The 11,543-nt window shown below is 71.4% G+C and carries 12 protein-coding genes; 1 reads left to right on the top strand and 11 read right to left on the bottom strand.

Going from position 1 to position 11,543, the window contains the following annotated elements:
- Nucleotides 1–83: 83 nt before the first annotated feature.
- The 5 genes from ACWDSL_RS09560 to rpsB all read right to left on the bottom strand — a co-directional run bounded on the left by ACWDSL_RS09560 (nucleotide 84) and on the right by rpsB (nucleotide 4,787).
- The gene (locus ACWDSL_RS09560) at nucleotides 84–1,298 is read right to left on the bottom strand and encodes a phosphatidate cytidylyltransferase (protein WP_450483374.1); all 1,215 of its coding nucleotides are present in this window, start codon (nucleotides 1,296–1,298) and stop codon (nucleotides 84–86) included.
- Nucleotides 1,298–1,855 carry a ribosome recycling factor gene (gene frr, locus ACWDSL_RS09555; protein WP_089510938.1) on the bottom strand — a complete coding sequence of 186 codons (558 nt, stop codon included), beginning with the start codon at nucleotides 1,853–1,855 and terminating at the stop codon, nucleotides 1,298–1,300. Before frr ends, ACWDSL_RS09560 begins: the two co-directional genes overlap by 1 nt.
- A gap of 104 nt (nucleotides 1,856–1,959) precedes the next feature.
- A complete protein-coding gene (gene pyrH, locus ACWDSL_RS09550) occupies nucleotides 1,960–2,742 on the bottom strand; it encodes a UMP kinase (RefSeq protein ID WP_089510937.1) in 783 nt (260 codons plus the stop codon).
- Nucleotides 2,743–2,925: 183 nt separating this feature from the next.
- Nucleotides 2,926–3,762, bottom strand: coding sequence for a translation elongation factor Ts (tsf, locus tag ACWDSL_RS09545; RefSeq protein WP_450483371.1), 837 nt, complete (start codon nucleotides 3,760–3,762; stop codon nucleotides 2,926–2,928).
- A 98-nt stretch (nucleotides 3,763–3,860) separates the two neighbouring features.
- On the bottom strand, nucleotides 3,861–4,787 hold the full coding sequence (rpsB, locus tag ACWDSL_RS09540; protein ID WP_450483369.1) for a 30S ribosomal protein S2: 927 nt from the start codon (nucleotides 4,785–4,787) through the stop codon (nucleotides 3,861–3,863).
- Nucleotides 4,788–5,129: 342 nt separating this feature from the next.
- Here rpsB and ACWDSL_RS09535 point away from each other — a divergent pair, with 342 nt between their 5' ends.
- Nucleotides 5,130–6,176, top strand: a complete 1,047-nt coding sequence (locus ACWDSL_RS09535) for a murein hydrolase activator EnvC family protein (protein ID WP_450483367.1) — start codon at nucleotides 5,130–5,132, stop codon at nucleotides 6,174–6,176.
- Here ACWDSL_RS09535 and ACWDSL_RS09530 read toward each other — a convergent pair.
- The 6 genes from ACWDSL_RS09530 to ACWDSL_RS09505 all read right to left on the bottom strand — a co-directional run bounded on the left by ACWDSL_RS09530 (nucleotide 6,145) and on the right by ACWDSL_RS09505 (nucleotide 11,523).
- The gene (locus ACWDSL_RS09530) at nucleotides 6,145–6,699 is read right to left on the bottom strand and encodes a TetR/AcrR family transcriptional regulator (RefSeq protein WP_450483386.1); all 555 of its coding nucleotides are present in this window, start codon (nucleotides 6,697–6,699) and stop codon (nucleotides 6,145–6,147) included. The two genes, ACWDSL_RS09535 and ACWDSL_RS09530, sit on opposite strands and share 32 nt — an antisense overlap.
- A 75-nt stretch (nucleotides 6,700–6,774) precedes the next feature.
- The gene (gene whiG / locus ACWDSL_RS09525; protein WP_450483365.1) at nucleotides 6,775–7,608 is read right to left on the bottom strand and encodes an RNA polymerase sigma factor WhiG; all 834 of its coding nucleotides are present in this window, start codon (nucleotides 7,606–7,608) and stop codon (nucleotides 6,775–6,777) included.
- A gap of 129 nt (nucleotides 7,609–7,737) precedes the next feature.
- On the bottom strand, nucleotides 7,738–9,090 hold the full coding sequence (gene dprA, locus ACWDSL_RS09520) for a DNA-processing protein DprA (RefSeq protein ID WP_450483363.1): 1,353 nt from the start codon (nucleotides 9,088–9,090) through the stop codon (nucleotides 7,738–7,740).
- Between the two features lie 56 nt (nucleotides 9,091–9,146).
- Complete coding sequence (locus ACWDSL_RS09515; RefSeq protein WP_450483361.1) at nucleotides 9,147–10,772, bottom strand: YifB family Mg chelatase-like AAA ATPase; 1,626 nt, start codon at nucleotides 10,770–10,772, stop codon at nucleotides 9,147–9,149.
- Nucleotides 10,772–11,131: a YraN family protein gene (locus ACWDSL_RS09510; protein ID WP_014176055.1), complete on the bottom strand. Its 360-nt coding sequence runs from the start codon at nucleotides 11,129–11,131 to the stop codon at nucleotides 10,772–10,774. The genes ACWDSL_RS09515 and ACWDSL_RS09510 overlap by 1 nt, the downstream gene beginning before the upstream one ends.
- A gap of 83 nt (nucleotides 11,132–11,214) precedes the next feature.
- Complete coding sequence (locus tag ACWDSL_RS09505; RefSeq protein ID WP_004944840.1) at nucleotides 11,215–11,523, bottom strand: DUF2469 domain-containing protein; 309 nt, start codon at nucleotides 11,521–11,523, stop codon at nucleotides 11,215–11,217.
- Nucleotides 11,524–11,543 lie beyond the last annotated feature (20 nt).

Below are 11,543 nucleotides of genomic sequence, written 5' to 3'. Positions count from 1 at the left end.
ATGGTTCAACCAGTGTCGCAGACGTGCGTACGGCCTCGTGCCACGCGTGGCACGAGGCCGTAACGGCCGGGGCGTGGGGCCGGTCAGCCGCCGCCCACGAAGACCACCATCAGCAGCCAGACCACGGGCGCGGTGGGCAGCAGGGAGTCCAGCCGGTCCATGATCCCGCCATGGCCGGGCAGCAGCTTGCCCATGTCCTTGATGCCCAGGTCACGCTTGATCATGGACTCGCCGAGGTCGCCGAGGGTCGCGCTGACCGCGACGGCGAGCCCGAGGAGCAGCCCCTGCCACCATGCGCCGCCCTTGATCAGGTACTGCATGGACAGCGCGCCCGCGACCATCGCGAAGGCGATCGCGCCGAGCAGCCCCTCGCGGGTCTTGCCGGGGCTGATGCGCGGCGCGAGTTTGTGGCGGCCGAAGCGCCAGCCGACCGCGTACGCACCGGTGTCGCTGACCACGGTCAGCAGCATGAAGACGAGCACCCGCCGCGGCCCGTCGTCGGCCGCGGTCATGAGTGCGACAAAGCTGGCCAGGAACGGCACATAGAAGGCCGCGAAGACGCCGGCCGTGACATCCCTGAGGTAGTTCTCGGGCGGCTCGGTCATCCGCCAGACGAGCACCGCCAGGGCGGTCAGGGCGACGGCCACCCACGCGCCCTCCGCACCGCGCACATAACCGGCGACCACCATGGCGACGCCGCCCACGGCGAGCGGCACCAGCGGGACGTGGATGTCCTTGCGCTCGGCCAGCCGCGAGGTCAGCTCCCACAGGCCGACGACCACCGCGACCGCTATGACGCCGATGAACACCGGCTTGTAGATGAAGAGCGAGGCGACGACCAGCGCGCCGAGACCGACGCCCACCCCTATCGCGGCGGGCAGATTGCGGCCCGCGCTCTTCTTCTTCGCATCGCCTGTCACGTCTGCGCTCCCCGTCCGGTCGGCGCCGCCCGCCTCGCCGGGCTGAGCGGCGCTGCCGGAGGGCATTGCGGCGGGGCGGTCCGAGGGCGTCGGCCGGTGTGCCGCGGGCCGGCGCGGCCCGCGCTCCGGCTCCCGGTCGTCGCGGAACAGAGGGCCGCTCGGCCGAGCGGCCCCCCGGTCACGGTCGGCGGCATCCCAAGGGTCTCCGCCTGCGTGGGGCACGGTGGGCATGGGCCGAGTCTGCGCCGCCTCGCCCACGTCGTGCGCGGGACCCGCCGAGGGCGAGGGCACCTTGCCGCGAAGCGAGGGAGGAGGTCCCTGCTGGGCCGGTCCCCGGAGGCGGGCGCTCGGCGGAGCCCCCCAGGATGAGTCGTTCATCAGACCTCGAGGAGCTCGGCTTCCTTGTGCTTGAGCAGCTCATCCACCTGCGCGACATACTTCGCGGTGGTGTCGTCGAGCTCCTTCTCCGCGCGGCGGCCCTCGTCCTCCCCGACCTCGCCGTCCTTGATGAGCTTGTCGATGGACTCCTTGGCCTTGCGGCGGACGCTGCGGATCGAGATCTTCGCGTCCTCGCCCTTGCCCTTGGCGACCTTGATGAATTCCTTGCGGCGCTGTTCCGTGAGCTCCGGGAACACCACCCGGATGATGCTGCCGTCATTGCTCGGGTTGACGCCCAGATCGGAGTCGCGGATGGCCTGCTCGATATTGCGCAGCGCGCTCTTGTCGAACGGGGTCACCACGGCCATCCGCGGTTCGGGCACCGAGAACGACGCCAGCTGGTTGATCGGCGTCATCGCTCCGTAGTAGTCGGCCACGATCTTGTTGAACATCGCCGGGTGCGCACGCCCGGTGCGGATCGCGGCGAAGTCCTCCTTGGCGACCACAACGGCCTTCTCCATCTTCTCCTCGGCCTCGAGGAGGATCTCTTCGATCACCACTTGCTCCTGGTGTTATCAGTAAGCAGAGCCTCGCCCCTGCGTGCGTCTTCTCCTGCACGGTGTCCGACCGGCAGGCCGTTGTCCATCCCCCGTATGAGCCGTCAGGCCCGGGAGCCCTGGTCGCTCACGAGCGTGCCGATCTTCTCACCCTTCACCGCACGCGCGATGTTTCCTTCGGCGAGAAGCTCGAAGACGAGGATCGGCAGTTTGTTGTCGCGGCAGAGCGTGACGGCGGTGGCATCGGCGACCTTGAGGTCGCGGGTGATCACCTCGCCGTACTCCAGGGCGTCGAACTTCACCGCGTCCGGGTTCCGCGCGGGGTCGGAGTCGTACACCCCGTCCACCCCGTTCTTACCCATGAGCAGGGCCTCGGCATGGATCTCCAGGGCCCGCTGGGCCGCGGTGGTGTCCGTCGAGAAGTACGGCATGCCCATGCCCGCGCCGAAGATGACCACGCGCCCCTTCTCCAGGTGGCGCACCGCACGCAGCGGAATGTACGGCTCCGCGACCTGGCCCATGGTGATGGCGGTCTGGACGCGGGAGTCGATGCCCTCCTTCTCCAGGAAGTCCTGGAGGGCGAGACAGTTCATGACCGTGCCCAGCATGCCCATGTAGTCCGAGCGGGCCCGGTCCATGCCGCGCTGCTGGAGCTCGGCGCCGCGGAAGAAGTTGCCGCCACCGATGACGATGGCGATCTCCGCGCCGTCCCGGACGACCGCGGCGACCTCACGGGCGATGGCGTGCACGACATCCGGGTCGACCCCGAGCCCTCCGCCGCCGGCGAATGCCTCACCGGAGAGCTTGAGCAGGAACCGACGGGGTTTGACCCTGCCCTGAGCGTTCTTCTCGTCGGCGGCCTGTCCGGCGCCCGCGCCCTGATTCATTGGAGATCTCCTCGTGCACATACGAAGAAGGCCATTGCCGGACGGGTCCTTGTTCGACCTCTGCGGCAATGGCCTCCTCGTCACATCTGCGGCCGACCGGTTGACGGTTGGCTGCCTACGACCCTATCGGGGTCGCCGGTCATTCGCTGCTCGGCTCGTACGCCGACGCTCAGACGCCTACGCTCAGACGCCGACGCGGAAGCGCGCGAAGCCCTTGAGCGCGACACCGGCCTCGTCCAGGATCTTCTGGACGGTCTTCTTGTTGTCCTTGGCGAACGGCTGGTCCACCAGGACGTTCTCCTTGAAGAAGCCGGTGACCCGACCCTCGACGATCTTCGGCAGGGCGGCCTCGGGCTTGCCCTCCTCACGGGCGGTGGCCTCGGCCACGCGGCGCTCGTTCTCGACGGTCTCGGCCGAGATCTCGTCACGGCTCAGGAACTTCGGCGCGAACGCGGCGATGTGCTGCGCGATGTCCTTGGCGACCGTGGCGTCTTCCTTGTCCAGCTCGACCAGCACACCGACCTGCGGCGGCAGGTCCGGCATGGTGCGGTGCATGTACGCGGCGACGTAACCGCCGGAGAGCTGCGCGAAGCGGTCCAGGACGATCTTCTCGCCGAGCGTCGCGTTGGCCTCGTCGACGTACGCCTGGACGGTCTTGCCGGGCTCGATCTCGGAGGCGAGCAGGGCCTCCAGGTCGGCCGGGGAGGTCTTGGCGACGTGGGCGGCGATGGCGTTGGCGGCGGCGATGAACTTGTCACCCTTGGCGACGAAGTCGGTCTCGCACTTCAGCTCGACCAGCACACCGGAGGAGTTGTCGTCCGCGATGAGGGAGACGACAGCGCCGTTCTCGGCACTGCGGCCCTCGCGCTTGGCCACGCCCTTCTGGCCCTTGACGCGCAGGACCTCGACGGCCTTGTCGACGCTGCCATCGGCCTCGTCCAGCGCCTTCTTGCAGTCCATCATGCCGGCGCCGGTGAGCTCACGGAGCTTCTTGACGTCAGCGGCGGTGAAGTTCGCCATGATCTGTGAATCTCTTCTCGAAAGTCGAAAGCTCTACGGGGGAACGGCGGGGGTGGTGCCAAGGCACCGTCCCCCGCCGTCACACGTGGTCCGAGTGGTCAGGCCTGCTCGGCGTCCGCGGCCGGGGCCTCAGCGGCGGCCGGAGCCTCAGCCGGAGCCTCAGCGGCGGCCGGAGCCTCAGCCGGAGCCTCAGCCGCGGCCGGCTGCTCGGCCTCGGCGGGCTTGGCAGCCTCGGGCTCGTCGGCCTTCTTCTCACCCTCCAGCAGGTCGCGCTCCCACTCGGCGAGCGGCTCACCGGCGGCCTTGTCGGCCTTCTCGTCACCGGTGGCGACACCGGAGCGGGCGATGAGGCCCTCGGCGACCGCGTCGGCGATCACGCGGGTGAGAAGGGTGACCGAGCGGATCGCGTCGTCGTTGCCCGGGATCTTGTAGTCGACCTCGTCCGGGTCGCAGTTGGTGTCGAGGATCGCGACGACCGGGATGCGGAGCTTGCGCGCCTCACCGACGGCGATGTGCTCCTTCTTGGTGTCGACGATCCAGACGGCGCTCGGCACCTTCTGCATCTCGCGGATACCGCCGAGGGTCTTCTCCAGCTTGGCCTTCTCGCGCGAGAGGACCAGCAGCTCCTTCTTGGTGAGGCCGGAGGCGGCCACGTCCTCGAAGTCGATCTGCTCGAGCTCCTTGAGGCGCTGCAGACGCTTGTAGACGGTCGAGAAGTTGGTGAGCATGCCGCCCAGCCAGCGCTGGTTGACATACGGCATGCCGACGCGGGTCGCCTGCTCGGCGATCGCCTCCTGCGCCTGCTTCTTCGTGCCGACGAACATGATGGAACCGCCGTGGGCGACGGTCTCCTTGACGAACTCGTAGGCGCGGTCGATGTACGACAGCGACTGGAGCAGGTCGATGATGTAGATGCCGTTGCGCTCGGTGAAGATGAAACGCTTCATCTTCGGGTTCCAGCGGCGGGTCTGGTGCCCGAAGTGGACGCCGCTCTCCAGCAGCTCCCGCATCGTGACGACGGCCATGGCCGTACTCCTTGAAGTGCTCGGTTCCGCGGCGGCCGGGCGGCTGCCGCGCCTGACGCCCCGGCGCGTCTGCCACGGGCTGGGCCCTTGCCTTGCGGAGGGCTCGTCCGAGGACCGAGGGACGCGGCCGCCGTGCTCTTCGAGCGGTATCGATGGGTGGATCGAGGCCGATCGGGGTGCCGGTGGCGGGGCGTGCGAAGTCGACCCGGTGACCCGGATCGCCACAAGAAGTGTACGGGACCCGTGCGGTGCCGGGTGACGGCGATATCCACAACCCGTGAGTAGTCCCCAGATCGTGGCCATGATCCACACGAATCGGGCGAGTCGCGTCACTGTGTCTCCATGCGACCGCACACCGCCGCCCCGACCGTCGGCCGGGCCTCCGACCGGGTCCCGGACCGGCCTCCGCTGACCCTGCCGACGTTGCTGCTGACCCTGCTGACCTTGCCGTTCATCGTCTTACTCGGCTCACTCGGCGCGATCCCGCCGCTGTCGGCCTGGCCGGCCGCCGCGTCGGAGTCGACCATGGCGCCGGAGTCGGTCACGGCGTCGGAGTCGGTCACGGCGTCGGAGTCGACCACGGCCGCGGGGGCCTCGGCCCTTGACGGGCGGGCCTGGCCGGTGGGGCCGGAGGCGGGTGCGGACAGACCGACGGTGCTGCGGGGCTGGGAGCCGCCACCCACCCCCTGGGCGGCGGGCCACCGCGGGGTGGACCTGGCGGCCCGCACCGGCCAGCCCGTGCGGGCGGCGGCTGCGGGCCGGGTGTCCTTCACCGGCCAGGTCGCGGGCCGCGGAGTGCTCACCATCGAGCTGTCGAGCACCGGCCGCCCGCCGCTGCGCACGACATACGAGCCGGTACGGGCCGTGGTGACCAAGGGCGAGCAGGTACGGGCCGGCCAGATGGTGGGCGTCCTGGGCGCGGGCCCCTTCCACTGCCCGTCCGGCTGTCTGCACTGGGGCCTGCGCCGCGGGGACCGCTATCTGGACCCGCTGTCGCTGCTCACCCCGTCGATGCTGCGCCACGGCCCCTCCCGGCTGCTGCCGGTCTTCGGCGTCCCGGAGGGGTCGGACGCCCCGGAGCAAGCCGACGCCCAGCAGCGAACGGGCGCCGCGCCGGGAGCGGGTGCCCTCGCGGCCGCGGGCGCTCCGGAACGAGCAGGTGCCGCGCCGGGAGCGGGCACCCGGGGCACGTCGTATACGGCCAGCGGCCGTACGCCGCCTTACACCCTCGCCTCGCGCACCGCGGGCGCCTCCGGCCCCATGGGTCTGGCCTCCGCCGCCGTGCTCGCGGGCGCGGCGGCCTGGGCCGGGGGGCGTCTGCGCCGGGCGCGGGCGATGGGCACCGGGCGGGGGGTCGTCAGGCGCGTACGCCGTGCAGGGCCATGGTGACGGCCGCTTCCGTGACGCCCGCGGGGTCCTCGGCGCCGAGCTCGATCCGGCGGACCGCGGCGTCCACGACGCCCTGCAGCAGCACCGCGGTCAGCCGCGGCTGCTCATGGCCGAGCTCGCCGAGGGCCTGGACGACCATGGCGATCAGCCCGCCATGCGCGGCCCGGATCTTCTCGCGGGCGCCCGCGTCCAGCTCCCCGGCCGAGATCGCCACAACGGCGCGGTGTCGGCGATCGCCGACCAGCGCCAGCTGCTGGCGCACATAGGCCTCGATCTTCGCCTCGGGCGAGTCGACCCGCTCCATGGCCGCCTCGACCTCGGCGGCCCAGACCGGGAAGTCCACCGCGCACAGCTCCTCGACCACGGCCGCGCGGGATCGGAAGTACTCATAGACGGAGGACCGCGCAAGGCTCGTGCGCTCGGCGAGGGCGGGGAAGGTCAATGCCTCCGTCCCACCCTCGGACAGCAGGGAGCGGGCGGCGTCCAGCAGGGCGTCGCGCTGCATCGTCCGGTGCTCGGCCACTGAGGCCGCTCGAATCCTGGGCACGCCACCACTTTACGAAAGGCCCCGTGGCGGGAGCGATACTGCCGGGACGATTCAGCGTCCGACATCGGCCAGCTTGGCCCGCAACTGCAGCACGGATTTGGTGTGGATCTGGCTGACTCTGCTCTCCGTGACCCCGAGGACCTGGCCGATCTCGGACAGCGTCAGCCCCTCGTAGTAGTAGAGGGTGACCACGGTCTTCTCCCGCTCGGGGAGCGTGTTGATGGCGCGGGCGAGCAGCCTGCGCAGCTCGCGGCCCTCGGCCACCTCCACGGGGTTGTCGGCGGCGGTGTCCTCCAGGGTGTCCATGAGGCTCAGCCGGTCTCCGCCCTCCCCTCCGGCGTGCAGCAGGTCTTCGAGGGCGACCACATTGGCGAGCGACAACTGGCTGAAAACCCCGTGCAGTTCATCGAGACCGATGTCCATCTCGGCGGCCACCTCGGCCTCCGAGGGGGTGCGGCGCAGGGCCGCCTCCAGCGTGGCGTAGGCCCGCTCGACCGCTCTGGCCTTCTGGCGGACCGAGCGCGGGATCCAGTCCAGCGCCCGCAGTTCGTCGATCATCGCGCCACGGATCCGGGTGATCGCGTAGGTCTCGAACTTGATGGCCCGCTCGGGGTCGAACTTCTCGATGGCGTCGATGAGTCCGAAGACGCCCGAGGAGACGAAGTCGGCCTGCTCGACATTGGACGGCAGCCCGACGCTGACCCGCCCCGCCACATACTTCACCAGCGGCGAGTAGTGGAGGATCAACTGCTCCCGGAGCCGACCGTCGCCCGTGGACTTGTAGGACCGCCACAGCTCGTCGAGCGATGACGGGGCGGCGGGACGCACCGCGCCGCGGGCAGGGGTCGGCGCCGCGCGGTCAGACCCGGAGATGTGCTGGGGCATTCGTCGCCTTGTGCCGTTCTGCCATGACGTGGGTGAGGAGGTGCGCTTCCGCCGGAAACCTAGTGAGCGTAGCGTGACTGAGCCATCGCGGTATGCGAAGGGAGTCGGCTCGGCGGTGTGCGGATACGGTCATCGCCTCAACCCTTTCACCCGATTGCCCCAAATCTGGGGATCGCCTCGCCGTGTGCTGTCGTTCCGGCGAACCGTCGGAACCAACTCCCAACGGTCGCCATGTCGTTCGACAAAACCCAGGGCGAGCAGCTCATACAGCCGGCTCAACGCTTCCTCGCAGCTCGTCCCCGAGTCCCGGGCGACCTCGCGTCCATCGCTGCCGCCCTGTGCCGACAACGCTTCCAGGACGCGTGCCGTCACGGGATCGAGCAGGTCCCGCTCCACCAGTGGCCCCTGCCGCGCGGGCGCGAGCTCCCCGATGCCGCCCACCAGCTCTGCCACTTCAGCCGCGTCGGTGACCAGAACGGCCTCCCCGCGCAGCAGTTCATGAACCCCCGAGGAGAGCCCGCTGGTGACCGGGCCCGGCACGCCCATGGTGTACCGCCCGAGCTTGAGCGCCCGGCGCGCGGTGACCAGGGACCCGCTGCGGTACTGGGCCTCGACGACGACCGTGCCGCGGGTGAGCGCGGCGATGACCCGGTTGCGCAGCACAAAACGGCTGCGGGTCGGATGCGCGCCGGGCGGTAACTCCGCCAGCACCAGGCCCTGTTCCGCGATCCGCTCGATCAACTCGGCGTGGCCCCGGGGGTAGGGGATGTCGACGCCGGAGGCGAGTACGGCGATGGTCGCCCCGTCCGCCGCAAGCGCGCCGCGGTGCGCGGCGCCGTCCACGCCATGGGCCGCACCGGAGACCACCACCCAGCCCCGCTCGGCGAGCCCGGCCCCGAGCGTCGCCGCGACATGCGCGCCGTAGTCGCTACAGGCGCGGGCGCCCACCACGGCGACGGAGCGCAGCGCCCACATCCGCAGCGAGGGCCGACCGCGCACCCACAGCCCGACCGGACGGGCGTCGCCCAGGTCGTCGAGTTGACCGGGCCACTCCAGGTCGCCGGGGCATACGAACCGTCCACCGCGGACGGCGGCGACGGCCAGGTCCCCGGCGGGGTCCAGACTCTCGGCCCGCAGCCGGCACCCGGCGATGCGCTCCGCGCTCGCCCCGGGCGGCGGCTCACCGGCCCCGCACAGCGCCAGCCGAAGCGCCACCGGCCCCATCTCGCGCAGCCAGCGCCCCACCGTCTCGTCCCCCGGCTCCACCAGCCGGGTGAGCGCGGCCCGCGCCAAGCGCTCCTCCTCCGGCACACCCCCGGCCCCGGACCTGGCCCCAGGCACCTGCACCGGCCTTGTCGCAGTCCCGGACCCGGACCCCGCCCCCGGTCCCACCGCGGTCCCGGCGCCGCCCACACCCGCAGCCTCGGCCTCGCCCCCGGCCCTGGCCCTGGCCCTGGCCGCCTCACCCCCGGCCCCAGTCACAGCCGCGCTCCGGTCAGGGCCCGACACCGGCCCCCTGCCCTCCCACGGGCCGGCCATCAGAACCCCACCGCCCCGGCCGGAACGCCACGGCTGACGCCGGTGCGCAGCTGCAGCGCCTGCGCCACGTCCTCGGCCTCCGGCCGGTCGTGGCCTGCCAGGTCCGCGACGGTCCAGGCGACCCGCAGCACGCGGTCGAGGCCGCGGGCGGTGAGCAGCCCGCGCTCCATGTCGCGCTCGGCCTCCCGCAGCGCCCCGGGGCCGGCGTACCAGCGGGTGCGCAGCTCATGGCCCGGCACCTCGCTATTGGTGCACCAGGGGGTGTCGGCGTAGCGCGCGGCGGCGCGCTCCCGCGCCTCGCGCACCCTGGCCGCGACGACCGCGGTGCTCTCCCCGGCGCCCGGGGCCCCGGTGAGCTCGGCCCGGCTGACCGCCTCGACCCGGACCCGCAGGTCCACCCGGTCCAGCAGCGGCCCGGAGAGCCGCGCCTGATAGCGGCGGACCATCGCGGGCGAGCAGTCGCAGCCGTCGCCGATGTACGAGTGGCGTCCACAGGGACATGGGTTGGCGGCCAGCAGAAGCAGAAAGCGCGCGGGCATGCGCACCATGCCGGCCGAGCGGGCCACCACCACATGGCCGGACTCCAGGGGCTGGCGCAGCGCGTCGAGCACCTGGGCGCTGAATTCGGGCGCCTCGTCCAAAAAGAGCACGCCCCGGTGTGCGAGCGAGACCGCGCCCGGCCTCGGCAGCCCGTTTCCCCCGCCGACCAGGGAGGCCATGGTGGCCGAGTGGTGCGGTGCGCAGTACGGCGGCGCGGCCACCAGCGGATGGCCGGGCGGGAGGATCCCGGCCACCGAGTGGACGGCGGTCACCTCCAGGGACTCCCGCCGGGTGAGCGGGGGCAGCAGACCGGGCAGCCGCTCGGCGAGCATGGTTTTGCCCGCGCCGGGCGGGCCCGCCAGGAAGAGATGGTGGCTTCCGGCCGCGGCGACCTCCAGGGCCTTGCGGGCGGCCCGCTGACCGGCGACCTCGGCCAGGTCGGGGCGGCGGTCGGCGGCCGTCCCCGCATGGGCCGCCACGCCGACGCCCATACCGGCGCCCGCCAAGCTCAGCCCGGCGAGCATCGGGTCGGGGCGGCCCTCCTCGGGCAGTTCCTCCTCGTCGGGCACCGGTGCGTCCGTCAACACGGCGATCAACTGACGCAGGGTCCGCACGCCGAGCACCGAGACGTCCGGCACCAGGGACGCCTCGGCCGCCGTCTGCTCCGGGACGACCACCTGCCGGTATCCGGCCTCGGCGGCAGCGAGCACCGCGGGCAGCACCCCGCGCACCGGGCGGACCCGGCCGTCCAGTCCGAGCTCGCCGATCATCATCAGGTCGGCGATGGCCCGTGGGTCGATGCGCTCGGCGGCCCCGAGCACCGCGCAGGCCACGGCCAGGTCGAAGCCGCTGCCGCCCTTGGGGACGGACGCCGGGCTGAGCCCCACCGTGAGCTTTTTCTGCGGCCAGTCGGCGCCGGAGTTCACGACGGCCGCGCGAACCCGGTCCCGGCTCTCGACCAGGCTCTTGTCGGGCAGGCCGACCAGCGTGAAGGTGGCGACGCCCGGCTCCAGATCGGCCTGGACCTCCACCACCACGCCCTCGACTCCGACCAGGGCGACCGAGCAGGTGCGGGCGAACCCCATCAGGCCACCCCCCGCACATGCTCGACCACCGGCGCGCCGCGCTCGGGCAGCACCACGCCGATCAGGTCGATCCGCACCCCGCCCGGCGGCGGCCCGCCGTGCCGCTCCAGCCAGCGCTCGGCCAGCCGACGCAGCCGGTCGGCCTTGCCGGGGGTGACGGCCGCCATCGGGTGTTCATAGCCGCCGAGACGGCGCGTCTTGACCTCGCACACCACCAGCGCCCCGGCGTCCAGGGCGACGATGTCGATCTCTCCGTCCCGGCACCGCCAGTTCCGCTCCACGACGGTCATCCCGGCCTCGGACAGCCGACGCACCGCCAGATCCTCGCCGTAGCGTCCGAGCGCTCCTCGGGCGTTCATTCGGCACCACCTCCGTCACCGACTGTGACGGCTCGGCGCCGGATTATTGGATCTTTGTGGACAACCGACTGGTTGTGGACAACTCAGCCACTCGGAAGGTCGAGATCGCTCTTGTTCAGCTCCTCGATGTTCACGTCCTTGAATGTCAGGACGCGTACCTGCTTCACGAAGCGGGCCGGTCGATACATGTCCCAGACCCAGGCGTCGGCCATGGAGACCTCAAAGAACACCTCACCCTGCACCGAGTGCACCTGCATCTCGTAGTCATTGGTGAGATAGAAACGCCGTTCAGTCTCGATCACATATTTGAACAGACCGACGACATCGCGGTACTCCCGGTAGAGCTTCAGCTCCATCTCGGTCTCGTACTTCTCGAGGTCCTCGGCGCTCATGGCATGTTCCCCTTCAGCCG

This window comes from Streptomyces sp. NPDC000941, assembly GCF_053599555.1.
The sequence above is the reverse complement of the archived record's forward strand: the minus strand, read 5'-3'. Positions and strand labels throughout refer to the sequence as shown.

Coding starts and splice junctions, on each gene's coding strand:
- ACWDSL_RS09535 (WP_450483367.1), top strand. CDS start 5,130: ATGCGACCGCACACCGCCGCCCCGACCGTCGGCCGGGCCTCCGACCGG.
- tsf (WP_450483371.1), bottom strand. CDS start 3,762: ATGGCGAACTTCACCGCCGCTGACGTCAAGAAGCTCCGTGAGCTCACC.
- pyrH (WP_089510937.1), bottom strand. CDS start 2,742: ATGAATCAGGGCGCGGGCGCCGGACAGGCCGCCGACGAGAAGAACGCT.
- rpsB (WP_450483369.1), bottom strand. CDS start 4,787: ATGGCCGTCGTCACGATGCGGGAGCTGCTGGAGAGCGGCGTCCACTTC.
- ACWDSL_RS09505 (WP_004944840.1), bottom strand. CDS start 11,523: ATGAGCGCCGAGGACCTCGAGAAGTACGAGACCGAGATGGAGCTGAAG.
- ACWDSL_RS09515 (WP_450483361.1), bottom strand. CDS start 10,772: ATGGGGTTCGCCCGCACCTGCTCGGTCGCCCTGGTCGGAGTCGAGGGC.
- whiG (WP_450483365.1), bottom strand. CDS start 7,608: ATGCCCCAGCACATCTCCGGGTCTGACCGCGCGGCGCCGACCCCTGCC.
- ACWDSL_RS09510 (WP_014176055.1), bottom strand. CDS start 11,131: ATGAACGCCCGAGGAGCGCTCGGACGCTACGGCGAGGATCTGGCGGTG.
- ACWDSL_RS09560 (WP_450483374.1), bottom strand. CDS start 1,298: ATGAACGACTCATCCTGGGGGGCTCCGCCGAGCGCCCGCCTCCGGGGA.